25 protein-coding genes are annotated in these 25367 nt (G+C 56.5%); 13 read left to right on the top strand and 12 right to left on the bottom strand.

The features are described 5' to 3' along the window. The first annotated feature begins 6 nt into the window (after positions 1 to 6). Positions 7 to 237 carry a DUF2554 family protein gene (locus ABFV38_RS10980; protein ID WP_348959378.1) on the top strand — a complete coding sequence of 77 codons (231 nt, stop codon included), beginning with the start codon at positions 7 to 9 and terminating at the stop codon, positions 235 to 237. On the opposite strand, the gene ABFV38_RS10975 is transcribed toward ABFV38_RS10980, so the two are convergent. After that, entirely contained in the window at positions 238 to 2202 is a 1965-nt protein-coding gene (locus ABFV38_RS10975; protein ID WP_021242519.1) for a U32 family peptidase, read from the bottom strand. An 80-nt stretch (positions 2203 to 2282) separates the two neighbouring features. Then, complete coding sequence (locus tag ABFV38_RS10970) at positions 2283 to 2810, bottom strand: XRE family transcriptional regulator (RefSeq protein ID WP_048223163.1); 528 nt, start codon at positions 2808 to 2810, stop codon at positions 2283 to 2285. Positions 2811 to 2902: 92 nt separating this feature from the next. Between ABFV38_RS10970 and ABFV38_RS10965 the strand changes: the two genes are divergently transcribed. After that, a complete protein-coding gene (locus ABFV38_RS10965; RefSeq protein WP_334761644.1) occupies positions 2903 to 4069 on the top strand; it encodes a benzoate/H(+) symporter BenE family transporter in 1167 nt (388 codons plus the stop codon). Here the strand turns inward: ABFV38_RS10965 and ABFV38_RS10960 are convergent. Continuing rightward, on the bottom strand, positions 4049 to 4921 hold the full coding sequence (locus ABFV38_RS10960; RefSeq protein ID WP_348959377.1) for a helix-turn-helix transcriptional regulator: 873 nt from the start codon (positions 4919 to 4921) through the stop codon (positions 4049 to 4051). The two genes, ABFV38_RS10965 and ABFV38_RS10960, sit on opposite strands and share 21 nt — an antisense overlap. A gap of 173 nt (positions 4922 to 5094) precedes the next feature. Between ABFV38_RS10960 and ABFV38_RS10955 the strand changes: the two genes are divergently transcribed. Further along, positions 5095 to 5991, top strand: coding sequence for an EamA family transporter (locus ABFV38_RS10955; protein WP_008502257.1), 897 nt, complete (start codon positions 5095 to 5097; stop codon positions 5989 to 5991). Positions 5992 to 6025: 34 nt separating this feature from the next. Here ABFV38_RS10955 and ABFV38_RS10950 read toward each other — a convergent pair whose 3' ends face one another. Next, on the bottom strand, positions 6026 to 6700 hold the full coding sequence (locus ABFV38_RS10950; protein WP_008502258.1) for a DUF3313 domain-containing protein: 675 nt from the start codon (positions 6698 to 6700) through the stop codon (positions 6026 to 6028). A 135-nt stretch (positions 6701 to 6835) separates the two neighbouring features. Continuing rightward, positions 6836 to 8431 carry an ABC transporter substrate-binding protein gene (locus ABFV38_RS10945; protein WP_348959416.1) on the bottom strand — a complete coding sequence of 532 codons (1596 nt, stop codon included), beginning with the start codon at positions 8429 to 8431 and terminating at the stop codon, positions 6836 to 6838. 111 nt (positions 8432 to 8542) lie between these two features. On the opposite strand from ABFV38_RS10945, the gene pepT reads away from it, so the two are divergent. Then, entirely contained in the window at positions 8543 to 9772 is a 1230-nt protein-coding gene (gene pepT, locus ABFV38_RS10940; RefSeq protein ID WP_262780662.1) for a peptidase T, read from the top strand. Here the strand turns inward: pepT and tehB are convergent. Next, positions 9769 to 10362, bottom strand: coding sequence for a tellurite resistance methyltransferase TehB (gene tehB, locus ABFV38_RS10935; RefSeq protein ID WP_348959376.1), 594 nt, complete (start codon positions 10360 to 10362; stop codon positions 9769 to 9771). The two genes, pepT and tehB, sit on opposite strands and share 4 nt — an antisense overlap. 135 nt (positions 10363 to 10497) lie before the next feature. Between tehB and ydcK the strand changes: the two genes are divergently transcribed. Then, on the top strand, positions 10498 to 11478 hold the full coding sequence (gene ydcK / locus ABFV38_RS10930; RefSeq protein ID WP_348959375.1) for a YdcK family protein: 981 nt from the start codon (positions 10498 to 10500) through the stop codon (positions 11476 to 11478). Here the strand turns inward: ydcK and rimL are convergent. From rimL to ABFV38_RS10910, 4 genes are all read right to left on the bottom strand, one after another. After that, the gene (gene rimL, locus ABFV38_RS10925; protein WP_348959374.1) at positions 11473 to 12012 is read right to left on the bottom strand and encodes a 50S ribosomal protein L7/L12-serine acetyltransferase; all 540 of its coding nucleotides are present in this window, start codon (positions 12010 to 12012) and stop codon (positions 11473 to 11475) included. The two genes, ydcK and rimL, sit on opposite strands and share 6 nt — an antisense overlap. A 102-nt stretch (positions 12013 to 12114) precedes the next feature. Then, positions 12115 to 13770 (bottom strand): glucan biosynthesis protein, encoded by a 1656-nt coding sequence (locus ABFV38_RS10920; protein WP_047075337.1) that lies wholly within the window; start codon positions 13768 to 13770, stop codon positions 12115 to 12117. 356 nt (positions 13771 to 14126) lie between these two features. Next, complete coding sequence (locus ABFV38_RS10915; RefSeq protein ID WP_048030514.1) at positions 14127 to 14900, bottom strand: transporter substrate-binding domain-containing protein; 774 nt, start codon at positions 14898 to 14900, stop codon at positions 14127 to 14129. Between the two features lie 22 nt (positions 14901 to 14922). Next, positions 14923 to 16092 carry a pyridoxal phosphate-dependent aminotransferase gene (locus ABFV38_RS10910; RefSeq protein WP_104948593.1) on the bottom strand — a complete coding sequence of 390 codons (1170 nt, stop codon included), beginning with the start codon at positions 16090 to 16092 and terminating at the stop codon, positions 14923 to 14925. A gap of 114 nt (positions 16093 to 16206) precedes the next feature. Between ABFV38_RS10910 and ABFV38_RS10905 the strand changes: the two genes are divergently transcribed. Further along, on the top strand, positions 16207 to 17049 hold the full coding sequence (locus ABFV38_RS10905) for a LysR family transcriptional regulator (protein WP_348959373.1): 843 nt from the start codon (positions 16207 to 16209) through the stop codon (positions 17047 to 17049). Here ABFV38_RS10905 and ABFV38_RS10900 read toward each other — a convergent pair. Beyond that, positions 17036 to 18541: a carboxylesterase/lipase family protein gene (locus ABFV38_RS10900; protein ID WP_348959372.1), complete on the bottom strand. Its 1506-nt coding sequence runs from the start codon at positions 18539 to 18541 to the stop codon at positions 17036 to 17038. The genes ABFV38_RS10905 and ABFV38_RS10900 overlap by 14 nt on opposite strands. 43 nt (positions 18542 to 18584) lie before the next feature. Next, positions 18585 to 19928: a VOC family protein gene (locus tag ABFV38_RS10895; protein WP_234083106.1), complete on the bottom strand. Its 1344-nt coding sequence runs from the start codon at positions 19926 to 19928 to the stop codon at positions 18585 to 18587. A 527-nt stretch (positions 19929 to 20455) separates the two neighbouring features. Between ABFV38_RS10895 and ABFV38_RS10890 the strand changes: the two genes are divergently transcribed. The 7 genes from ABFV38_RS10890 (at position 20456) to cydB (ending at position 25360) form a co-directional block, all read left to right on the top strand. Next, positions 20456 to 20641 carry a general stress protein gene (locus ABFV38_RS10890; RefSeq protein ID WP_004150795.1) on the top strand — a complete coding sequence of 62 codons (186 nt, stop codon included), beginning with the start codon at positions 20456 to 20458 and terminating at the stop codon, positions 20639 to 20641. A 94-nt stretch (positions 20642 to 20735) separates the two neighbouring features. After that, positions 20736 to 21230: a ferritin-like domain-containing protein gene (locus ABFV38_RS10885; RefSeq protein ID WP_348959371.1), complete on the top strand. Its 495-nt coding sequence runs from the start codon at positions 20736 to 20738 to the stop codon at positions 21228 to 21230. A gap of 23 nt (positions 21231 to 21253) precedes the next feature. Continuing rightward, the gene (locus tag ABFV38_RS10880) at positions 21254 to 21457 is read left to right on the top strand and encodes a hypothetical protein (RefSeq protein ID WP_013096662.1); all 204 of its coding nucleotides are present in this window, start codon (positions 21254 to 21256) and stop codon (positions 21455 to 21457) included. A 25-nt stretch (positions 21458 to 21482) separates the two neighbouring features. Continuing rightward, the gene (locus ABFV38_RS10875; RefSeq protein WP_014883791.1) at positions 21483 to 21989 is read left to right on the top strand and encodes a ferritin-like domain-containing protein; all 507 of its coding nucleotides are present in this window, start codon (positions 21483 to 21485) and stop codon (positions 21987 to 21989) included. A gap of 17 nt (positions 21990 to 22006) precedes the next feature. Further along, complete coding sequence (locus ABFV38_RS10870; RefSeq protein ID WP_008502274.1) at positions 22007 to 22879, top strand: manganese catalase family protein; 873 nt, start codon at positions 22007 to 22009, stop codon at positions 22877 to 22879. Positions 22880 to 22946: 67 nt separating this feature from the next. Beyond that, entirely contained in the window at positions 22947 to 24350 is a 1404-nt protein-coding gene (locus ABFV38_RS10865) for a cytochrome ubiquinol oxidase subunit I (protein WP_045910508.1), read from the top strand. Beyond that, complete coding sequence (cydB, locus tag ABFV38_RS10860) at positions 24350 to 25360, top strand: cytochrome d ubiquinol oxidase subunit II (RefSeq protein WP_348959370.1); 1011 nt, start codon at positions 24350 to 24352, stop codon at positions 25358 to 25360. The genes ABFV38_RS10865 and cydB overlap by 1 nt, the downstream gene beginning before the upstream one ends. The last annotated feature ends 7 nt before the right edge of the window (positions 25361 to 25367 follow it).

The following is a 25367-nucleotide window of genomic DNA, read 5'->3' as shown; positions in this document are numbered from 1 at the left end:
GACTTCATGGTTAAAAAAGGTTTATCTCTCGTGATGCTGATCTGTGCCCTCTTTTCAGGCCAGCTTATGGCCGGGCACAAAGGACATGAATATCTGTGGGTAAAGAATGTGGAGCATCAGCTGCGTCATGAAGCCGACAGCGATGAATTGCGAAGTGCGGCGGAGGAGTCGGCGGAAGGTTTGCGCGAACACCACCTGTGGCAGAAATCGCGCAAACCGGACGCGCACGTTCGGTAATTAGCTGCCCTTGCGTTTTGGCAGCGTTTTCATCAGATCGTCCGGACTGACGGACGCCACAATACTGCCGGGCTGCGGCATTTTGAAGATGTGGTTTTTCATCTTGCCAATCACATGCATTTCGCAAGGACGGCAGTCAAATTTGAGGGTCAGTACTTCGTCACCGTTTACGAGCTGCATAGGGGTAGCCTTCCAGCTCTTGATGTTGCCTTTTGCCTGCTTAGGGCACAGGTTAAACGCGAAACGGAGGCAGTGCTTGGTGATCATCACCGGCACATCGCCCTTCTCTTCATGCGCTTCATAGGCCGCGTCGATCAATTGCACGCCGTGGCGATGATAGAATTCACGTGCTTTATGGTTATAGACGTTGGCCAGGAAGGATAAATGCGTATCCGGGTAGACGGGCGCAGGAACGGTTTCCGCTTTACGGCTAGCGCGCGGGTAGTTCGCCAGGCGCGCGTCATCCAGCATCTCGGCAGTTTCACGGCGGAACTGGTTGAGCAAACTGTTCGGCACAAACAGGGCATCCGGCAGGTTGACCTCAACGTTGCGGGCGTAGTAAATCGTCTGACCCAGCTTCGCCACACCATCCTTCAGGCTGTTGAGCGCTTTCTCCGCGTTGTTTGCCACCTCGAACAGGCCATCAAGCGTATGCGTTACGCTGATGCCGTCTTCACAGGTCATGGTCAGAATCAACTGCTCTTCCCAGCCGCCCAGTTCAATATCCACCGCAATACGACGTTCGCTGGAGGTTTTCAGCAGCGCCTGCTGCCAGTTATGATCGAGGTTACGGTTAAGCGCCGCGTTCGGTCGCGCCTTGTAGAGATCGGCCGGCATTTCATTCGGCCATACGCGGTAGCGGTTCTCGCCGGTTTTTTCGACCGTGTTGGCGCGGAAGCCCACCACTTCACGCTTAATCATCACGTTAAGGCCATCGCCGTTCGCCAGCGGCTCCGTCACCGCAACATCAAGGTGATCTTTCGCCACTTTCAGCACTTCGCCAACCGGTAAGCCGATAAACTTCGGTGAGTCAAACGCGCCGATATCCCCTTTACGGGCATTCACAAAATAGTCCGTGCTGCCGCGGTGGAACGTTTTGTCCGTCGACGGAATAAAGAAATGCTCGGTACGACCGGCCGACGCACGCGCCAGGTCACCGCGATCCTCAATAATGGCATCCAGCATCTGGCGATAGTGCGCGGTGATGTTCTTCACGTAGCTCATATCTTTATAGCGCCCTTCAATCTTGAAGGAACGCACGCCCGCGTCGATCAGCGCGCCCAGGTTGGCGGTCTGATCGTTATCCTTCATCGAGAGCAGGTGTTTTTCAAATGCCACGACGCGGCCCTGATCGTCTTTCAGGGTATACGGCAGACGGCAGGCCTGAGAGCAGTCGCCGCGGTTGGCGCTGCGCCCCGTCTGCGCGTGGGAAATGTTGCACTGACCGGAATAGGCGACGCACAACGCGCCGTGGATAAAGAATTCAATCGTCGCGTCTGTCGCCTGGTGAATATCGCGGATTTGATTCAGGTTCAGCTCGCGGGCCAGGACGATCTGCGAAAAGCCGACGTCCGAAAGAAACTTCGCCTTCTCAACCGTGCGGATATCACACTGGGTACTGGCATGCAGTTCAATGGGCGGAATATCCAGCTCCAGCACGCCCATATCCTGAACAATCAGGGCATCCACCCCGGCCTGATAGAGATCGGTAATCAGACGTTGCGCAGGCTCCAGCTCATCATCATGAAGAATGGTGTTCAGGGTCACGAACACTTTCGCCCCGAAACGGTGGGCGAACGGCACCAGTTCAGCAATATCGCTCAGGCTGTTGCTGGCGTTATGGCGGGCACCGAAGCCAGGACCACCAATGTAGACGGCATCTGCGCCATGAAGGATCGCTTCACGGGCAATGGCGGCGTCACGGGCCGGGCTTAAAAGTTCAAGATGATGGGATTGCAGGCGCATACTTCGTCGTTATCCGTTATGGTCAAAATGGCGGCTATTGTAGTCAGAAGTCTGCGTCAGCGAAACAGTTTTGCGTAGCCTCAGCGGGGATAATGAATCAGGGAGTGAAAATGCACCGTCCGGTCGCTGCTGTTGCGGTAGGCATGCGGTTTATCGCCGGCGAAACGGACGCCCGAATCGGCAGAAATCGTCTGCCACTTGCCCTCGAGTTTCATCTCCAGCTCGCCGCTGATCACCACCACATGTTCAATCACCCCTGCCTCATGCGGCGTGGATTCACTCAGGGCGCCGGGGGCCAGGGTAATGGAGAAATAATCAAACCGGAGCGCCTCGTCCCACGGAAAGAGCGGCTTGACGACCATCGCCTGCTGCTGCGGGTCAAACACCGCCTGCCGGTCCGCCTCAGGCGTGATGAAAGCGGAAAACGGCACGTTCAGTCCTGTGGCAATTTTCCACAGCGTCGACACCGTGGGGCTGGATTCATTTCGCTCGATTTGCCCGAGCATGGCCTTTGACACGCCGGTCTCGTCCGCGAGCTTCGACAAACTCCAGCCGCGTGCCTGGCGCAGCGTTTTCAATGTGGTTGCAAGATGTCGTGTGATGTCCATGTTCCCTCCTGGTGACATTCAGCATACCACTTGTACGCTATAGCGCACAGTGATACCTTACTGCGGACGTTATAACGCACAACGGAGTTTTCATGCGCCCTTCCTCTCATCTTATTCCAGTCGCACTGGCTGGATTTGTCGCCGTGCTGGTCGGTTACGCCAGCTCGGCAGCCATCATCTGGCAGGCCGCCGCCGCGGCAGGCGCCAGCGCGCAGCAGATTGCGGGCTGGATGACCGCACTGGGGATTGGGATGGGCGTCAGCACGCTGGCGCTCTCCTGGTGGTACAAAGCGCCCGTACTGACCGCCTGGTCGACGCCCGGCGCGGCGCTGCTCGCCACCAGCCTGCACGGCGTCACGCTGGCGGAAACCATCGGCGTGTTCATCTTTGCTAACGCGCTTATTTTGCTCTGCGGCATTACCGGGCTTTTTGCCCGTCTGATGAAGCTGATCCCCCATTCGCTTGCTGCCGCCATGCTGGCCGGGGTATTGCTGCAGTTTGGCCTCCACGCGTTTGCGCATCTTGAGGGACACTTTCTGCTGTGCGGCAGCATGATTGCGGCGTGGCTGATCGCCAAAGCGCTGTCGCCGCGCTATGCCATCGTGGTCACGCTCCTGGTGGGCGGTATGGTGGCATGGGTCGGTGGTGACGTTGTCACGGATAAGCTCACGCTTTCACTGGTGATGCCCGAATTTATTGCGCCCGCCTTCACCTTCACCAGCCTGGTGAGTATTGGCTTGCCCTTCTTCCTGGTCACCATGGCCTCACAAAACGCTCCGGGGTTCGCCACGATGAAAGCCTCCGGTTACCCGCTGGCGGTCTCACCGCTTATTATCGTTACGGGGGGAATGGCGCTGCTGTTTTCTCCGTTTGGCGTCTTTTCAATCTGCATTGCGGCCATTACCGCCGCCATTTGCCAAAGCCCGGATGCACACCCGGATGCGGGTAAACGCTGGCTGGCGGCCATCGCTGCGGGAGGGTTTTATCTGCTGGCGGGAATTTTCGGGGGATCCATTACCGGGTTGATGGCCGCGCTGCCGCTCAGCTGGATCCAGACGCTGGCCGGTCTGGCCCTGCTGGGCACCATCAGCGGGAGTTTATATCAGGCGCTGAGTCACGAAGCGGAGCGCGACGCAGCTATCGTCACATTTCTGATGACCGCAAGCGGCGTGACAATCCTGGGCATCGGTTCGGCATTCTGGGGGCTGGTGCTGGGCGGAGTATGCTACGCCCTGTTTTCACGCGCTCGCCGCGCGTAGCTGCGAAGGCGTCATGCCCGTCGCGCTGCGAAAGCGGTTGCTGAAGTGGCTGGCGGAGTTAAACCCGCAGGCAAGCGCGATCTCTGTTAGCGGCGTCGTCGTATGCTGGACAAGGGCTTTCGCTTTATCCATTCGCCTCTCCATCACATACTGATGCGGCGCCAGCCCCGTCGACTGGCGGAACATGCGGGCAAAATGGTATTCGCTGAGGGCAGCCTGCGCCGCCAGTTCGGCCAGCGTCAGGGGCTGCCCGAGATTCTCTTCGATAAAGGCGAGGACGTTGCGCAGCGCAAACGGCGACAACCCTCCCGTGACAACCGGCAGCTTCCACTGCACGTTTGAGTAGTTTTGCAGCAGATGGGTCAGCAGCAGCGTGGAGGCTGTGCTCAAGGTCAGCTGGTTGGCGTGCTGCTGCCAGTCACAGCCCAGTAAAAACTGGCGATACAGCGTGGTGATCTTCGGATCGCTGCCAAAAATGCGCTCGTCCAGGGTCAGCGAAAGCGGTCGCTTGTCCCAGATTTTCTCCCCCACATCGCGCAGGTGTTCATCGGTGCAGTAGAGATGCACAAACGACAGATCATCACGGATGTCCCACGTCGATTCGCTCTCTTTGGGCATCAGGCAGAAACGGTCCGGCCCCCCACCGTTCTTCCAGCCGCCCGGCGTTTTTTGATAGCTTTCGTAGCCGTCCGCCACGTACAGGCTGAGGGTGTGATGGTTACTTTTAACGGTTATCGTGTCGTGCTTGTTGTACCACGCCGCCAGCTGAATACCCGAATTCAGCGAGACGGTTTCCCGCAGGACTGCATTCTTTTGGCAAAGCGTTTCAAAGGTATCGTAAGCGTGAGACATAACCGTTAGCGCATGAATGATCGGAATATCAGTCTAAAAAGAGTTGTCCCGCGTTGCCAGACCCCAGGGAAGAAAAAAGCGCAAGATTTTGCAAGTCACCCGCAAGCAGGTGAAAGCCCGTTACGCAGTTCAGCGCCATACTGCGGGCTTCCGCGGTTTGAGAAGAGACAACTATGAACGCATTATTATATGGACTCGTGGTCATTATCTGGGGAACCACCTGGATTGCGATTTTCCTGCAGCAGGGCCCCGTCGCGGCGCCGGTGTCGATTTTCTGGCGCTTCGCCGTCGCCAGCCTCACCATGATGGTGGTGTTACTCGCCCTGCGTCGCCTGCGCACGCTGGCGCTTCGGGATCATCTTTTTTGCCTGCTTCAGGGATGCTGTGTTTTCTGCTTTAACTTCTGGTGTTTTTACACGGCAGCGGCACATATCAATACCGGACTGGAGTCGGTGATCTTCTCCATGGCGGTGCTCTATAACGCCATTAACAGCTTTATTTTCTTCGGACAGCGCCCGCCCGCGCGTTTCTGGACGGCGGCGGCACTGGGGCTGGTTGGGATTGTCACCCTCTTCTGGGACGATCTGCTGGCCAGCGGCTGGAGCGCGTCACTCCTGACCGGTATTGGGCTTTCCGCGCTCGGAACCTACGGCTTCTCGCTGGGCAATATGATCAGCATGCGTCATCAGCGCAGAGGCCTGGAAACCATGACCACCAACGCCTGGGCGATGCTCTATGGCACGCTGGTGATGGGCTGCATTGCGCTGTTCAGAGGCGATAGCTTTGTGCCGGAATGGACGGTGAGCTATCTCGGCGCGCTGGTGTATCTGGCCCTGTTTGGCTCGGTGATTGCCTTTGGCGCCTACTTCACGCTGGTGGGACGTATTGGCCCGGGCAAAGCGGCCTACAGCACGCTGCTCTTTCCGCTGGTGGCGCTCTCCATCTCCACGGTCTATGAAGGCTACGTCTGGCATGTCAACGGTATCGTGGGATTAGTGCTGATCCTGGGAGGAAATATGGTGATGTTTACCAAACCGGAAACCTGGTTCAGACGCTTACGGATGGCGTAAATAAAAAGGCCTGCATTACGCAGGCCGTTTTATTTTATTTTGCGGTTTTTTTCACATCAAACATGGTGGCGTCCGTCGCCATATCATCAACAACCTGCTTCAGCGTCGCAAAGGTCATTGGTGTGTTTTCGTTATTCAGCTCTTTACCTTCGCCTTTACGTACCACCTTCATGACCGGTTTATTGGTGGCCGCATCGATCAGCTCGCCTTCAAAGAAGAGATGCGTATCCATGGTGCGATGTCCGGTTGCCATCTGCGTCCCGGCAACCACCAGCGCAACAGGCACCACTTCATAGAACTGCAGCCCCTCTTTCTGCGAACTCACCCCGGTAATCGCGCCACGGAAAATCAGGCTATGTTTACCCGGCGTGGTCACAACCGGCTTACGCGTACCAATCGCCGTTTTCATTTTGTTATTGGTGTAATTCAACAACTCATCAAGCGTTTTTTGACCAATTTGCGTGGTCGGTTTTGGCGTTGGGTAATAGGTAATTGGTGTCCAGAGAATACTGTCGTAGTTAGCTTCATTATAAGAAGGATCAACCCAACGCAGCGTTGGTTTACCCGTCGCAGACGTTGTCTGCTGCAAGCCTGAGTAGTCTTTTAAAAAGCCGGAGTATTGCTCTGGAGCGGCGACTTTTGAAGAACAGCCCGCCAACGCCAACAGACCAGTAAGCACTGCAACTTTAAAAAAAGTTTGAGTACGCATGATAGTTTTCCATGTTATCTGCAAGTATGCATTTGAAGTTATAGCAAAAGACGGGCGGGTTTGTTGTGACAAAAAATGATGCGGTGAGCACAAATTGCAAAAAGATTGCCCGGACGCATGCCGGGCAGTGAAAAATTACTGATTTATATCCACTTGCCAGAACAGATGTTTGCCAAACGGGTCGATTTCATAGCCCTTCACCTCCTTGCGTACCGGTTCGAAAATCGTTGAATGCGCAATCATCACCGCAGGCATCTGGTCATGCATCATCTGCTGCGCCTCTTTATACAACGCCACGCGCTTATCATGATCGGTTATCAATTTCGCCTCGGCAATGAGGTTATCGAAGGGCTTGTAGCACCATTTCGCCGAGTTTGATCCGCCGTTCGCCGAGGTGCAGGTAAAGAGCGGGCCGAAGAAGTTATCCGGATCGCCGGTGGCCGTCGTCCAGCCCATCAGCGCGGCCTGATGCTCTCCGCCCTTCACGCGTTTCAGATACTCGCCCCATTCGTAGGTAACGATTTTGGTCTGTACGCCAATTTTCGCCCAGTCCGCCTGAATCATCTCCGCCATGCGTTTCGCATTCGGGTTATAGGGACGCTGGACCGGCATCGCCCATAAATCGATGCTGACGCCGCTGGCAAAGCCGGCCTCTTTCAGCAGCGCTTTGGCTTTTTCAGGATCGTAGTCGTAATCCTTAAGCTCGCTGTCGGCACTCCAGACGCCCGGCGGCAGCAGATTCTTCGCCACGGTGCCGGTACCGTGGAACACCGCATCAATAATGGCCGGTTTATTGATGGCCATCGCCAGCGCCTGACGGACCTTCACGTTATCCAGCGGCGGCTTCTGCGTATTGAACGCCAGGAAGCCGGTATTCAGTCCGGCCTTGCTCATCAGGTTGATATCTTTGTTGGCCTTCATGCGCGGCAGATCGGCCGGGTTCGGGAACGGCATCACCTGACATTCGTTCTTCTCAATTTTGGCAAAACGCACGGAGGCATCCGGGGTGATGCTAAACACCAGCCTGTCCAGCTTCGATTTCCCCTGCCAGTAGTCGGCAAACGCCGTGAACAGGATCCGGGAATCCTTCTGATACTGCGCCAGCTTAAACGGTCCGGTGCCGATGGGTTCCATATCCACCTTCTCCGGCGTGCCCGCTTTCAGCATCGCGTCGGCATACTCCGCTGAAAGGATCGAGGCAAAATACCAGGCCAGATCGGCGACAAACGGCGCTTCCGGGTGCGCCAGGGTAAAGCGCACGGTGTGGTCATCGACTTTATCAATGGCGGTAATCAGGCTGCCGAACTCCAGGCTTTCGAAGTTGGAATAGCTGCCGTTAGAGACGTTGTGGTAGGGATGATTCACGTCTTTTTGCCGCATAAACGAGAAGATCACGTCGTCGGCGTTAAAGTCACGGGTCGGCGTGAAGGATTTATTGCTCTGGAACTTCACGCCCTTGCGCAGATGGAAGGTGTAAACCTTGCCGTCGTCGCTCACCTCCCAGCGTTCCGCCAGGCTCGGCACCAGCTCCGTGGTGCCGGGTTTGAAATCGACCAGACGGTTATAGACCGGCACGGCGCTGGCGTCGACGCTGGTTCCCGAAGTGTAAAGCTGAGGGTTAAAGTTTTCCGGCGATCCTTCGGAGCAATACACCAGCGTTTTCGCAGCGACAGCGGAACTGACCGTGAGTGCCGCGAGCGCCAATGTGAAAGTTGTGAGTTTGCTTGTCATCATTTATTCCTGTCTTTTTAATTCGACGGCTAATTAATTCTTTTGCCATTTCATAAATAACATTAAAGTGATGTGGCAAACACCTGAAAAATAAATAAGGAATAAATCACTATGGGCTCGCCGCTTTCCAGACAATTAACGCACCGTTTTTTCCGCTATCTCGCGATCACCAGCCAGAGCGATCCCAGAGTCAAAACCCTGCCCTCAACGCCGGGCCAGCATGACATGGCGCGCGAGCTGGCGCAGGAGCTGGCACAGCTGGGGTTAGACGACATTGTGATAGATGAATTCGCCACGGTGACGGCGGTTAAAAAAGGCAACGTGCCCGGTGCGCCGCGCATCGGCTTTATTACCCATATTGATACCGTCGACGTGGGACTTTCACCGGATATTCATCCACAAATATTAACGTTTACCGGTGAAGATCTCTGTCTGAATAAAGAGAAAGACATCTGGCTACGGGTGAACGAGCATCCCGAAATTCTGGCTTATCCGAACGAGGAGATTATTTTCAGCGACGGAACCAGCGTATTGGGCGCCGATAATAAATCGGCGGTCACGGTGGTCATGACGGTGCTGGAAAACCTGACGGCGGAGCATCGGCATGGGGATATCGTCGTGGCGTTTGTGCCTGACGAAGAGATCGGCCTGAACGGTGCCAAGGCGCTGGATCTTAAGCGCTTCGACGTCGACTTTGCCTGGACCATTGACTGCTGCGAGCTGGGTGAGATTGTCTACGAGAACTTTAATGCGGCAGCCGCGGAAATCCGTTTTACCGGCGTGACAGCGCACCCGATGTCCGCCAAAGGCGTGCTGGTGAATCCCCTGCTGATGGCGACTGATTACATCAGCCATTTTGACCGCCAGCAAACGCCCGAGTGCACCGAGGGACGTGAAGGCTATATCTGGTTTAACGGCATTCAGGCTGGACAGAACGAGGCCGTTCTTAAGGCCAATATCCGCGACTTTGATAAGGAGAGCTTTGCCGCGCGCAAGCAGCAGATTGCCGACGTAGCCGCACTGATTGCCGCCCAATATCCGACGGCCAGCGTGGACTATCGCATTGAAGATACCTACAGCAATATCAGCAATGCGATTGGCGAAGACCGGCGCGCCATCGATCTGATGTTCGAGGCGATGGAATCGCTCGGCATCACGCCGAAACCGACGCCAATGCGCGGCGGCACCGACGGCGCGGCGCTCTCGGCTAAAGGGCTACTCACCCCGAACTTCTTCACCGGGGCGCATAACTTCCACTCGAAGTTTGAATTCCTGCCGCTGTCGTCGTTTGAGGCGTCTTATAAGACGGCCCTGCAGATCTGCCTGCTGGCCGCCCGTTAAGCGGGCTTTCGTGCCAGCATCGTGGCAAAGCGCAGCTTGATGCGGTTGCCGTTTTCATCAGTGCGGTGCAGTTCGCCAACGTCCTCGTTGTATTTGAGCAACTCCCAGCCTTCGTAGTAGTTGCTCAGCTCACCGCTCCTGAAGGCAAACGGGAAGCCGACCGTGCAGGGGTAGTCTGCCGTATCCATGGCGGCAACGATCAGATTGTAACCGCCCGGCGTCGTGCAGCGCTGCATATTGGCGATAAGGCCCGGGATGGTTTTTGCCTCCAGGAACATCATCACCACGGTAGAGAGAATAAAATCGTACTGGCCGTCAAAGCTCAGGTTGTTCAGATCCTCAATCGCGGCATGCAGATTAGCAATCCCTTCTTCCGCCTTGATGCGCTCGATATTGTCGATGCTCATCGGGTTCTTGTCCCACGCGGTCACATCGTACCCGTTGGCCGCAAGGTACAGGCTGTTACGGCCGTTGCCGCAGCCCAGATCCAGCGTTTTACCGGGCTTCACAATCTCCGCGCTGTACAGCACCTCTGAATGGGTACGGGTTAAGCCATATTTCTCTGTGAAGTAATTCTCATCGACGGTCATTATTTTTCCTGCGTTCGCATAAAGTGAAAGTGTATTTTACATGCCATTTTAAGGCGTTTACCGTCTGGTTGCCAAGCCGCTCGAAATGCGAAAACTTTGCTACGTTTAGTGAAGACGCTTATCAGAGACATGAAGATGAACAAATATCGCCTTAGCGACGAGACCCGCCTCTGGCAATGGAAAAACGGCGAAACCACCCACGCCACTACGCTGCGTCAGATTATCGCCACGGCGGACTTTAACGACGTGACAGTCGGCACGAGAGGCGGCTGGATTGACGATGAGCGCGCCCTCGCGCAGGACGGCGACTGCTGGATCTACGATGAAAACAGCGTGGTGTTCGCGGGGGCAGTCGTCTCCGGCAACGCGCGTCTTACCCTGCCGTGCATCATTAGCCATGACGCGCACATCGGCGACAGCTGCTGGCTGGACGGCGCTGAGGTCAGCCATGGGGCGCGAATAAGTGACAACGTCACCATTCAGCAATCCTGCGTACGGGGCGAGTGTCATATCTACGGCGACGCGCGCGTGCTGCATCACAGCGTGGTCATTGCCGCCAAAGGGCTGACGCCGGACCATGAACAGATCCTGCAAATTTACGACAAGGCGACGGTGAGCCAGTCGCGGATTGTGCACCAGGCGCAAATCTACGGCGAGGCGATGGTCAATTTTGCCTTTGTTGAACACCGGGCCGAGGTCTTTGACAACGCGATCCTGGAGGGTAACGAACTGAACAACGTCTGGGTGTGCGACTGCGCTAAAGTCTATGGTAACGCCCGCGTGATAGCCGGGTTTAACGACGATGCCATCCCCACGGTGCGCTACAGCTCGCAGATTGCGGAGAATGCCGTGGTCGAAGGCAACTGCGTCATCAAGCATCACGTCCTGATTGGCGGGCAGGCCTGGCTGCGCGGCGGGCCAATCATGCTGGATGATAAAGTGGTGATCCAGGGGCGCGCGCGCATCAGCGGAGATGTGCTTATCGAGCACCGGGTTGAAATCACCGACGATGCGGTCATTGAAGCGTTTGCCGGCGAGAGCATTCACCTGCGCGGCGAAAAAGTGATTAACGGCGACCAGCGCATCACCCGCACGCCGCTGCTGGGCGCGTTATAAGGTATAGATCAGGCCGTAGATATTCACATCGTCAAAGCGGCCATACAGGTATTCCGCTTCCCGCAGGCACCCTTCCAGCGTAAAACCGTTGCGCACGGCAACGCTGTTGCTGTGCTGATTCGCCACCCGACACTTGATCACAAAACGACGGATCTCACCGCGTTCAGCGTAGTAGCGCATAAACGCCTGCAGTGACTGAGAGAGAATGCCCTGACCCTGGTGGGCTTCATCCAGCCAGTAGCCGATGTAGCCGGCTTTGTTGGTCGGTTCAATGGTATTGAACGACAGGACGCCAACCAGCGCATCATCCTTGAAGATCAGAAACATTTTGGCGTAGCCGCGCTGGTGCAGCATCTGGTTGCTCTGCACGTTGCGGCGGGTATCCTCTTCGCTGCCCACGTGCTGCGCCCAGTCAAAGGCGGTTTGCAGAAAGGCTCTGTTTTTGACGACGAGATTGTGCAGGTCGGCGGTGTAGCGCTCTTCGACGGAACGTAGTTCGATGTGTTGTGAAACGGGGATGATTTCAGATGTCATGGTGCCTCGTCATCGCCCGGTGGCGCTGCGCTTACCGGGCCTACAGTACTGAAACGTAGGCCGGGTAAGGCGAAGCCGCCACCCGGCACAATCCCACAAAAGTTAACGCATTACTCGGTCGTCAACATACTGACGTTTATCCGGCGCTGGCGGGAAATACTGGTACAGCCAGGTTTCGCTGATGGCGTCGCCCTGGCAGCGCAGGAACAGGCGCATATCCACCGGTTCCGTCGAATCCGACGTTGGGTACCAGTCAAACAGAATGCGATAGCCGTCAAACGGCTCAACGTAGAGGATCTCCACCTGCTTCGCTTCACCGCTGGAGAGCGTAATCACCGGCTCGATGCCTTTTGGCGCAGCGGCCTTCAGGTCGCCACCGACGAAGTCGATGGCAAAGCGACGGGCCCACACTTTCGGGTAGTTTTCGCCCGGCGCCCAGCCTTCCGGGAAGCCGCCCATGCCGGTACGGGTGGCATAGACGTTGGCCAGCGGGGAGCGCACCGGCGGCATCGCGCTCCAGTAGAGGCGATATTTGAAGTCCAGCTCGTCGCCCGCTTTGACGGCTTTTTCCGGCTGCCAGAAGCAGACCACGTTATCCAGCGTTTCACCGGTGGTCGGGATCTCCATCAGGCCAACCGCGCCTTTACCCCAGTCGTTACGCGGTTCCACCCACAGGCTTGGACGCTTGTTGTACCACCCCATCACGTCCTGATAGTGCGAGAAATCGCGATCGAGCTGCAGCAGACCGAACCCTTTCGGGTTTTTGTCCATATAGGCATTGAACTGCAGCTTCTGCGGGTTGTTCAGCGGACGACAGATCCACTCCCCGTTGCCGCGCCACATCGCCAGGCGGTCGGAGTCATGGATTTGCGGGTGAATAGTGTCACACATGCGGCGTTCGTTATTACCGCAGCTGAACATGCTGGTCATCGGCGCGATGCCGAGCTGCTTGATGTCCTTACGCGCGTAGAGGTGGTTTTCCACCTCCATGATCACCTGACTCTTCTCGCAGTGGATCACGAATTTATAGGCACCGGTGATGCTCGGGCTATCCAGCAGCGTATAGACGGTAAAGGTCGTGTCGCCGGGCTTGACGGTCTCAAACCAGAAGGAGGTAAAGTCCGGGAACTCTTCCGGCGTGTCGGTAAAGGTATCTACCGCCAGGCCGCGGGCGGAAAGGCCGTACTGGTAAGTGTCATCCACCGCGCGGAAATAGCTCGCGCCCAGGAAAGAGACGATATCGCGACGCGCCAGCTCCGGCGCCTTAAACGCGCGGAAGCCCGCAAAGCCGAGATCGCTTTGCCCTTCCAGCTGTTTGGTATCCACCCCCGTTTCACCGTAGCTGAACAGCTCCGGCCGGAAGTGGATCTCGCGCGCCATAGAGGTGGACTGGTCCAGTGAGAACATCCGCACGCGACGGCGGAACCCCATTCCCATATGGAAGAACTGCACGTCCAGCTGACGCCCTTCAATGTTGTTCCACAGTGACTGTTTTTCATCGTAGCGGATGGCGTTGTACGCCTGCGGCGTCATCGTGGCCAGCGTCTCCGGCAGCGGGCGCGGCGCGCCACCCCACGGGGTTTTCGCCAGGTCATGCGCCATGGATTGCAGGACGGAGAAGTCAAAACGACGGCTCTGGCCGTCAGCAATGTCAGAGTCAGCAGCGTATGCCGCTTTGGAAAACAGGGAAGCAAGGCCGGATGTGCCGCTCAGGGCTGCCACTGCCAGCGAGCCTTTTAGAAAACGTCTGCGATTCATGCCTGGAAAAACGTCCTTATGGTCGTGTGAATGTGTTTCGCGCTCGGCGAAATGACGGCAAGAAAGAACGCACAGCCTAAACAAAAATGGTTAAGAATCCAATTGTTGGCCGGTGATTATCTGAACAAAGTGAGAAATATTTTCTGTCGACCAGAACGGCCCGAAAGTGGTGTAAAAAACAGTAAATACACAAAATCATTCATGCTGGATCAAGGCGGCAAGTCTGAGAATCCCCAGGAGCTTACTTAAGTAAGTGACTGGGGTGAACAGACGTAGCCAACGCAGAGGCAGCTTGAAGGATGAAGTGTATTAAAAATGCCCCGTCAGGACATCAGCTGACGGGGCTAATGAGGCGGTTATTTTACGCTGACATCGATACCCGGGAAGTACTTATCAGCGAGTTTGGCGATCGTGCCGTCGGCACGTACTTTATCAATTGCGGCATCAAGCTGCTTTTTGGTGGCCTCGTCACCTTTACGCAAACCAAAGCCGATCCCACTGCCGAGGATAGTGTCGTCAGACACCGGTTTGCCGATGAAGCCAAACCCTTTCCCCTGCGGCTTGCTGAGGAAACCTGCCTGCCCGGCCGCGGACATGACCAGCGAGGCGTCGATACGGCCATTCAGCAGATCGCCCCAGGCCATATTCTGATCTTTATACGACACCACGGTGACACCCTGCTTTTCCCAGTGCTCTTTGGCATAGGTTTCCTGAATGGATCCCTGCAGCACGCCGATGGTTTTCCCCTTCAGCCCTTCTGGGGTTGCCTCAACCGCCGTGCCGGCCTTGCCGACCAGCTGCGACGGAATACGGTAAATCGGCTGGGTAAAATCAATGCTCTTGCGGCGCTGCTCGGTGATATTCATCGCCGAGTTGATGGCGTCGAATTTCTTCGCCACCAGGCCCGGGATCAGCGCATCAAACGAGGTTTCCACCCAGCTGCACTTCAGCGCTGCCGCTTTGCAGATGGCATTCCCCAGCTCAACGTCAAACCCTTCCAGTTCACCTGCCGCATTGCGGCTTTCAAACGGCGGATACTCGGCTTCCAGACCGTAACGCAGCTCGGACGCCGCGAAGGAGGAAAAGGTACACAGCAATCCCATGCCGACAACTAGCGCGCGTATTTTCATCTCAAACTCCTCAGAGCCTATCTCAGCGTGGTTTAACCCGACACAGGGCTTGGGCACCTGCCCGTAACGTCGCCTCATCTTTCGCAAAAGAGAGACGAATCAATTTATTATCCGTACCGTCCGCATAAAACGCCGACAGCGGAATGGTAGCTACACCGTACTCAACGATCAGCCGTTTCACCAGCTCGCTGTCGCGCTCGTTGCTGAATTGGCTGTAGTCCGCCAGCATGAAGAACGATCCGGCGCTGGGCAGCAGCGTAAACGGCGAATCGGCCAGCAGACTCTGCAGCAGATCGCGCTTGCGCTGGTAAAACGCCGACAGCGACAGCCAGGTTTGCGGGTCGACCATATGTTCAGCAAACGCGTGCTGCATTGGCGTATCGGCAGAAAACATTAAAAATTGATGGACTTTACAAATCTCGTCCATCAGCACCGCCGGTGCAACACAGTAACCCACGCGCCAGCCGGTAACGTGATAGGTTTTTCCGAAAGAAGAAATAATCACGCTACGCTCCGCCAGCTGCGGGTGCGTGGCCATCCCGTGGTGCGGCTCACCGTCAAACACCACGTGTTCATACACTTCGTCAGACAAAATAATGATGTCGGTATTGCGCGTCAGCGCCGCCAGCTGCTGCAGGTCGTTGGCTGAAAAAACCTGGCCGCTCGGGTTGTGCGGCGTATTGATGATGATCATGCGCGTGCGCGGGGTGATGGCAGCCCGGACTTCGTCCCAGTTGACGGCAAAATCCGGCACGGTGAGCTTGATGGCAATCGGCGTTGCCCCCTGCAGACGGACAATCGGCGCGTAGCTGTCAAATGACGGCTCAAAGTAGATCACCTCATCACCCGGGTGCACCAGCCCGCTGATTGCCGAATAGAGCCCTTCGCTGGCGCTGGCGGTCACCAGCACCTCGCTGGCCGGGTCATACCGCGTGCCGTATAGGGTGGCAATTTTATCGGCAATGCGCTCTTTGAGCGGCTGCAGACCGGTCATCGACGCATACTGGTTATGCCCCGCCTCCATTGCGCGGGTAACGCCCGCAACAAGCTTCGGGTCGCAGGAAAAATTCGGTGCGCCCTGAGAAAGGTTAATCGCGTTATGCTGCGCCGAGAGCTGGCCGATAACGGTAAAAATGGTGGTGCCCACATCGGGCAGTTTAGAGCGCGTTTGCACTGGCGTTCGTAAAGTCATCCTCTTTCCCTTCTCATGGACATTGCATAACTATTCAAACAACATCTCTGTTGTCGGGACAATCGAATTGTTGTCATAATAGCCATGAGAAAAATGCATAGCTGAGGTGTTTCCATGTCGCGCCGTTCGCTCCCGCTCAATGCCATCGACGCATTTTTAGTCACCGCGCGTCACCTGAATCTGACCCATGCTGCCGCAGAACTTTGCCTGACACAGGGGGCCGTGAGCCGCAAAATAGCCTCCCTCGAAGCGTGGTTTGGCTTTCCGCTTTTTGAACGCCACGCGCGCGGCCTGCGCCTCTCTTCGCAGGGCAGCGCCCTGCTCCCGGAACTGCAGTCTGCTTTCGAACACTTGCTGACCGTGGCCGACCAGGCCCGCAGCCAGCAGACCGTGATCCGGCTCAAGGCGCCCACCTGTGCCATGCGCTGGCTGGTGCCGCGCCTGCTGGAGGTGGAGCGTGAGCAGCCGGATCTGCAGATCGCCCTGACCACCACCACCGATCACAACGTCAATTTCAAAACCGAATCTTACGACGCGGCCATCGTGTTCGGCACGCACATGAGCGCAGGCGACCTGCTGTTCGAAGAGGCGCTCACCCCGGTGATAAGCCCGGTGCGGGCGGGTGCAGCGCTGGGATCGCTGACGTTCCTGCACCCCACAAGGGATAAGACAGACTGGTCGCTGTGGCTGACGAAACAGGAAGGTCCGGGCTTTGCCATGCACAAAAATCAACACTTCGACACGATGGATCTCGCCATCACGGCCGCCATTCAGGGGCTGGGCGTGGCCATTGCCGACGAAACGCTGGTGGCCGAAGATGTCCGCGCGGGAAGACTGATACGGCCCTATGAAACCAGCATAAAAACCGGCGCGAGCTACCGGCTGGTGCTGCGCGAAACGCCAGGGGAGGAAAATGGACTGGCGGCGTTTCGCGCCTGTTTGCTTAATCGAGGCTGACGTGGTGCTTCATTACCCGTTTGAAGAGGCTCATGCGGGCGCGCATAAAGCGGTTTTCAAGCCGGAAACCTGCATGTTTATTCACGCCAATGCGTAACAAAACATCCCGCCCTTTTCGGCATGCGGGCCAGTGCGTCGGCCCTGGCAGGATCTCACGAGGCCCTGCGTCTCGCGCAAAGCTCACCCAGTAATCGGCCACCTGCGCAGCAAACTGTAAATCCCGTTCGTTGACATACTGGCGTGAAGGCTCCACCTGGCCGAGGGTATCGAAGACATAGGGCACCTCATTGCCGTGCCAGGCGCCGTTGATATAGGTGGCATGTTCCGCTTCCGCGACATAGTCAAACCAGTAACGCCAGCACAGTCCGCCGACGCGCTGCTGCGCCTGCATCACGACATAGCCCATCGTGGTGAACGCCATGTCGCGGCATACCTGCCTGCCCAACTCCTCATCGCCTTTGACGCCCGGATAGAGCAGCTTAATCAGCCCCAGCCCGAAGCGTCGCTCCCGGCGGAGCTTCTGGATTTGCCCGGCGAGATCGATGCCAAACACCGCCATCACGCTGGCCTCATCGCTGTTCGACCCAATCATCACCGGTACGGGATGCTGGCGGGCAGCGAAAAAGACGTCCAGCATCGCTTCGGGCAGAACGCAGTCCCCGACGATGGGTGCCGGGGCGACGTTCAGCGGCGCGGTGAGCGGCCAGAACGCGTCCGGCGGAATGGCGCGCAGCTGCTCAGCAGTCGCTTTCTCCAGGCCAAAATGGGCGGCCAGCGCCTCCCCTTTTTGCAGCGCCTGTTCACGCGGCGTGTCCGGCAAGGTGTACCCGCTTTGCACAATCGCCTTGTGGAACAAGCCAGCCGCCAGGGGCGATGCCAGCAGAGAGAGCACGCTGCGCGCACCGGCGGATTCGCCAAACAGGGTCACGTTAGCGGGGTCGCCACCAAATGCGGTGATATTGTCCCTAACCCATTCGAGAGCCGCGATCTGATCCAGCAGGGAAAAATTATGCACCACGCGATCTTCCTCGCCTTCCAGCGCGGGATGGGCGAAAAAGCCGAGATGGCCGAGACGGTAGTTAATCGTGACCACAACCACCCCGCGTGTGGCCAGCGCTTTGCCGTTATAAGGCGGCAGGCCGCCTGCACCAATCGTAAACCCGCCCCCGTGCAGCCAGACCATAACCGGAAGCGCCCCGGCGCGCTCTTTGGGGGACCAGACGTTCAGATAAAGACAGTCTTCCGAGAACTGGCCGGGATCGCCCCCGCCCAGCTCCTGACAATATTCGCTGCTTTGCCAGCTTGAGGCCGAAAAGGCGGTGGCCTCGCGAACGCCATCCCACGGTTCAGGCGGCCGCGGGGAGCGCCAGCGCCACTCGCCCACGGGCGGTGCGGCGTAAGGAATGCCGCACCAGACGTGGACATTTTCATCGGTTAAACCAGACAGTGCGCCCTGGCGCGTTTCAACCACAGGGGCGGAAGGATTTTGCATAACGACCTTATTTTTTCCATCACACCCCAGCAGAGTAACGATTTCAGAGCAAACCGCAACGCTGTTTGCTGCGGGTTTCAGCCTCCTGGTAGAGCGTGAACTCGTCATACACCGGGCAGCCCAGCGCGTCTTCAAACGCATCGCGGCTGGCGTTGCCGTGGCTACGGGCCTGGGTTTCATTCCCGAGATTGGACTGGAAAATCCCCGCGGCACTGACCGGGAGGAAATCTTCGTAGGTGATCGGCTGTGCGACCACCCATCCGCGCTCTATTAGCGGCTGCGGATCGTCTCCCGGACGGAACGCATGGCGATGCGCTTCACCCGCAGGCGTCAGACGGTAGCGGAAATACGCCAGCTCCTGACGGCGCATTAGCAGTTCGCTGTCAGGGAAGGCGCTAAAGATCTCCCGCAGATGCAGCTGATGCGTCAGGTTATCTTTGCCGGTACCGGCCTGGGAAAGCAGGCTATCGTACAGTTCACGCCCTTTCGGGGTCAGCGCCACGCCGCGCTGCTCAATCTCACCGAAGCGCGCAGTGTGGGTGCCCTTATGTTCCCCGGCAAACAGCACCGGCTCTTCCAGGGCTTTAAAGCTGGTTTGACGCAGCAGGACGGGCACCTCGCGACGCGGCGGCCCTTCAATCAAAATTTTCGGCTCGATACCGTATTTCGGCATCAGCTCCTGCACCCGGTCAATATCCAGCGTGCGCGGCGTGAGGTGGTTAATATGGCAGCCCGGGAAGCAGACCACGTCGGCAATCAGGCGGTGCTCGTTATGCAGCGCCTGATAGGTTTCCTGATCGACCGTCGCATGACGGTGCCAGCGGAAGGTTTCCAGCGCTTCCTGCACAAATTCGTGCGCCTGTTCGTCAGTAAACTGCCCCTCAGATTCATACAGATCAAGCAGCGCCAGGCAGCGCGGGGTAAAGATGTTCCGGTGAGAGAGGATTTCCGCCGCCCGTTCGCGCAGCGCAACGTTGTCAATCAGTTCAAGTCGCAGCAGCGACGTAAAGATACGGAACGGATTACGGCACAGCGCCGCATCATCGATCGGGCGAAACGCCGTTGAGTGGACCGGCACCCCCGCCTGGGAGAGATCATAATAGCTGACCGGGTACATCCCCATAATGGCAAACATACGACGCAGGGTTGAAAGTTCATGTGCTGTGCCAACGCGGATCGCCCCGTGACGCTCCACGTTCAGGCGCGCAAGCTCATCGGCGTTTGCCAGTTGTTCATGTAATAGTGGGTTATTTTCCAGCACCGCCAGGTTTACGTCCGCAACCAGTTCGAGCAAGGTGCCATACTGCGGAACTTCCTGCTGGTACATCGCCGACATAGCCTGCGAAAAGTGTTCCCGAATGTCATCAGCCGTGATGGTGTTCGCCATGATGTCATGCCTCCAGTGAATATTACCTGGAGTGTAGAGAAACCCGTTCCTTCCGGGGGGAAGAATTTCTGATTTGTGATCTTAAGACGACAGTGGTCAAACCGTGTGCTACTGGTCCCTGAACAGGTCCGAACGAAACCGCCCTTTCGACCTGAACGCTTTTATCCAGGATTTTCCTTATAATTATTTAGGGTTCCGCTTGCTAGCTATAAAGGAGTATTTTTTGCTTTTTTTCTGACTGCAAATTAACCAATTTGAGCGCGCCATTATTTTTTCCTCACCTTTCAAATTTTTAGTTCGAAGTTAGGACTAATCCGAATGGTTGTTTACAAGTCCCTCCTGCCTATCCATATTTCCATTTTAAGCGAAGCGTAAATTTACAAATATTTAAAAATAACGCAGCCGCAAATAGCAAAACGCATTTGACGGATGACGCACAGCGACTAGATTTATTACTCGAACGACGAGTGATACGGAATATTTTCGTATCGTACTGACATAACCAATATATGACTATGAGGTTTAATATGGCAGAGCATCGTGGTGGTTCCGGTAATTTCGCTGAAGACCGTGAAAAAGCATCAGAAGCTGGACGTAAAGGTGGCCAGCACAGCGGTGGTAATTTTAAAAACGATCCGCAACGCGCATCTGAAGCGGGTAAGAAAGGGGGACAGAACAGTCACGGCGGAGGCCGTAAGTCTGATAACTCCTGATCTTATTTAGTACTCCTTTAATAAAACCTGAGAGCATGCTGCGGGCTGAAAAGCTCGCAGTACCCTTTCTTTATTTTACCGGAGCGTAATTATTATGAATATGAAAAGTGTTGAGGATGTATTTATTCATCTTCTGTCGGATACCTACAGCGCAGAAAAGCAGCTTACCCGAGCGTTAAGTAAACTCGCCCGTGCCGCCTCCAGCGAGAAGCTGAGCGCCGCCTTTACCGCACACCTTGAAGAGACGCAAGGTCAGATTGAACGTATCGACCAGATCGTCGAACAGGAAGACGGTGTTAAGATCAAACGCATGAAGTGCGTGGCGATGGAAGGCTTAATTGAAGAAGCCAACGAAGTTATCGAAAGCACGGAAAAAAATGAAGTGCGTGATGCCGCGTTAATTGCCGCTGCACAAAAAGTTGAGCATTACGAAATAGCCAGCTACGGTACCCTTGCCACATTAGCAGAACAACTGGGCTATAAAAAAGCCGTTAAACTTCTTGCCGAAACGCTGGAAGAAGAAAAAGAGACCGACCTTAAACTCACCGACCTGGCCGTTGGAAATATTAACCAAAAAGCGCAGAAATGACGCAATAACACAGGTTAAATAAAATGAGCATCAGTCCCAGGACAATTAAACGGTGCCATTTAACGGCAGCTATAATATGGTTCATACTCGCTATCCCTTCCGTAATATGGTGGAAGAACAGCGTGCTATGGGTCATTATCATCAGTATCTATGCCAATATTGTCGGCCATTTATCTGGCTACAGTGCCGCACGTGCCGATCAGGCTGCTGAAAGTGAGACCAAATAAGCGAACCCCTAATGAGGATACAATGATGAATCACGTAGAACACTACCATGACTGGCTACGCGATGCCCATGCGATGGAAAAGCAAGCCGAATCTATGCTGGAATCCATGGCCAGCCGTATCGATAATTATCCTGATGTTCGCGCCAGAATTGAACAGCATATCAATGAGACAAAACGGCAAATCACATTGCTGGAGGAAATCCTCGACCGTAATGATATTTCTCGTTCGGTCTTAAAAGACTCGATGAGCAAAATGGCGGCGCTGGGGCAATCCATCGGCGGCATGTTCCCTTCAGACGAAATCGTGAAGGGCTCGATCAGCGGCTATGTTTTCGAACAGTTTGAAATCGCCTGCTATACCTCCCTGCTGGCAGCGGCCAAAAAAGCCGGGGACACCGCTTCGATACCCGCTATTGAGACGATCCTCGCAGAAGAGCGCGAAATGGCCGACTGGCTGATTCGCCATATCCCGCAAACGACGGAACAGTTCCTGCTGCGCTCAGACGCATCGGGTGTCGAAGCGAAAAAATAACCCACAGGAGAGTGAGCATGTTTCGACACGTTAAACAGCTGCAATACACGGTTCGCGTCGCCGAACCGAATCCCGGCCTGGCCAACCTTTTACTGGAACAATTTGGCGGACCGCAGGGTGAACTGGCCGCCGCCTGCCGCTACTTTACGCAAGGGTTGAGCGATGACGATCCGGGCCGTAAAGACATGCTGATGGATATCGCGACCGAGGAGTTAAGCCACCTTGAAATCATCGGTACCCTGGTCGGTATGCTGAATAAAGGTGCCAAGGGCGCGCTGGCGGAAGGGGTGGAAAATGAGGCCGAGCTGTATCGCTCCATGACCGAAAACGGCAATGACAGCCACATCACCTCCCTGCTCTACGGCGGCGGTACCCCGCTCACCAACTCGGCGGGCGTGCCGTGGACGGCGGCCTACGTCGACACCATCGGCGAGCCGACGGCGGATCTGCGTTCGAACGTGGCGGCCGAGGCCAGAGCGAAAATCATCTATGAACGACTGATCAACGTGACTGACGATCCCGGCGTTAAGGACGCGCTGGCGTTTCTGATGACGCGTGAGGCGGCGCATCAGCTCTCCTTTGAGAAGGCGCTGCAGTCCATCCGTAATAATTTCCCGCCGGGAAAACTGCCGCCAATCGAGGAATTCACCAACAAGTACTACAATATGTCTGAAGGTGGAGAGGTTCGCGGAAGCTGGAACAGCGATAAACACTTCGATTACGTTGAGTCCCCCCAGCCTGCGGTGGATGGCGGCGATGGCAGTGCCAGCGTCACGCTCACAACCGAGCAGGCAACCCTGGTCAAGGCGATGTCTGCCCGCACGAAATCCGATCCACATTCCGACCCGCTGACCGGTGCCGAGCTGGGTGCCGGTAAGACTAAACCGTAATCGGTTTGCCGGGCAGGCCTGACCTGCCCGGCAATTCGCGTGCCCCATCGTCTCAGAGGTACGGAACATGTTCGAACTCGATGCGTTTCATCTGGCCAGAATTCAGTTCGCTTTTACCGTCTCGTTCCACATCCTGTTTCCCGCGATCACCATCGGTCTCGCCAGCTACCTGGTGGTGCTGGAGGGCATGTGGCTGCGCACCAAAAACGACGTCTGGCGATCGTTATACCACTTCTGGCTCAAGATATTTGCCGTTAACTTCGGCATGGGTGTCGTTTCCGGGCTGGTGATGGCGTACCAGTTTGGCACCAACTGGAGCGGGTTCTCCCAGTTCGCGGGCAGCATTACCGGCCCGCTTCTGACCTATGAGGTGTTAACCGCCTTCTTCCTGGAGGCCGGATTCCTCGGCGTTATGATGTTCGGCTGGAATAAGGTCGGCCCCGGGCTGCACTTCTTTTCGACCTGCATGGTGGCGCTCGGCACGCTGATGTCGACCTTCTGGATCCTCGCCTCCAACAGCTGGATGCACACGCCACAGGGTTTTACTATCGAGAACGGCCAGGTGATCCCGCAGGACTGGCTGGCCATCGTCTTTAACCCCTCCTTCCCTTATCGTCTTATTCATATGGCTATCGCCGCGTTTCTGAGCAGCGCGTTGTTTGTCGGAGCATCGGGGGCATGGCATCTGCTGCGCGGTAACGATACGCCTGCCGTTCGCACCATGTTTTCGATGGCGATGTGGATGGCGCTGCTGGTCGCGCCCATTCAGGCGGTGGTGGGTGATATGCACGGCCTGAACACGCTTGAGCATCAGCCAGCCAAAATCGCCGCTATTGAGGGTCACTGGGAAAATCCGCCCGGCGAGGCCACCCCGCTGCTGCTGTTTGGTCTGCCGGATATGGAGGAAGAGCGCACCAAATACGGCCTGGAAATCCCCGCGCTCGGCAGCCTGATCCTGACGCACAGTCTGGACAAGCAGGTCCCGGCGCTGAAAGACTTTCCGAAAGAGGATCGGCCAAACTCGACCATCGTTTTCTGGTCGTTCCGCGTGATGGTCGGGATGGGACTGCTGATGATTACCCTTGGTCTGGTCAGCCTCTGGCTACGCTATCGCCATCGACTTTACCACTCGCGTCCGTTCCAGTGGTTTGCCCTCTGCATGGGGCCTGCCGGGCTGCTGGCGCTGCTCGCCGGCTGGGTGACCACCGAAGTGGGACGTCAGCCGTGGGTCGTCTATGGCTACCTGCGCACCATCGACGCGGTATCGCTGCACAGTACCCTACAGATGAGCATCAGCCTGCTGGCGTTCTTCGTCGTCTACTCATCCGTGTTTGGCGTGGGCTATGTTTATCTCATCCGGCTGATTAAGAAAGGACCTCAGCCCGTCGATACGCTGACGTCAAACACCTCGGGCACGCCTGCCCGTCCGCTGTCTGCCGCTGAGTCTGTTCCGGAAGAGGAGAGAATCTGATGGGCGTCGATATCTCAGTGATTTGGTTTGCCATCATCGTGTTTGCCACGCTGATGTACATCATTATGGATGGCTTCGATCTGGGCATTGGCCTGCTGTTTAACTTCGTGGGCGATGCGAAAGAGCGCGATGTGATGGTCAACAGCGTAGCGCCCGTCTGGGACGGCAATGAGACCTGGCTGGTGCTCGGCGGTGCGGGGCTGTTCGGCGCGTTTCCGCTGGCCTACGCGGTCATTATAGATGCGCTGACGATCCCCCTCACCGCAATGCTGATCGGCCTTATTTTTCGCGGCGTCGCCTTTGAGTTCCGCTTCAAAGCCACACCCTCACACCGCCGGTTCTGGGACTACTCCTTTGCCGGCGGCTCCCTGCTCGCCACCTTTAGCCAGGGCGTGGTGGTGGGGGCCGTGATCAACGGCTTTGACGTGGAGGGCCGACGTTTTGTCGGCTCGGCGCTGGACTGGCTCACCCCCTTTAACCTTTTCTGCGGCATCGGTCTGGTCGTCGCCTACACGCTGCTGGGCACCTCCTGGCTCATTATGAAAAGCGAAGGCGCGCTGCAACAACGCATGCGCGAGCTGACCCGCCACGTGCTGCTGGCCCTGATGGTGGTTATCGCGGGAGTCAGCGTCTGGACACCGCTCGGCTGGCAGTACGTCGCCGACCGCTGGTTTACCCTGCCCAACTTCTTCTGGTTCCTGCCGGTTCCTCTGCTGGTCGGTATCTTCAGCGTGGTGATCTGGCGCCTGACCCGCAACCCGGACAGCCACGCGCGTCCTTTCCTGCTGACGCTGGGGCTGATTTTCCTCGGGTTTAGCGGGCTGGGCATCAGCCTCTGGCCAAACATTATTCCGCCGCGCATCACCCTGTGGGAGGCCGCAGCCCCGCCTGCCAGCCAGCTGTTTATGCTGGTTGGGACGTTACTGATTATTCCGGTGATCCTGGTGTACACCGCCTGGAGCTACTACGTTTTCCGGGGCAAGGTCTCGGATACTGAAGGCTATCACTGAGGAACGC

It is taken from the genome of Enterobacter cloacae complex sp. Mu1197 (genome assembly GCF_040059225.1).
GTDB classification, from domain to species: Bacteria; Pseudomonadota; Gammaproteobacteria; order Enterobacterales; family Enterobacteriaceae; genus Enterobacter; species Enterobacter quasiroggenkampii.
Note: the sequence above shows the minus strand (reverse complement) of the source record. Positions and strands in the feature narration are given on the sequence as shown.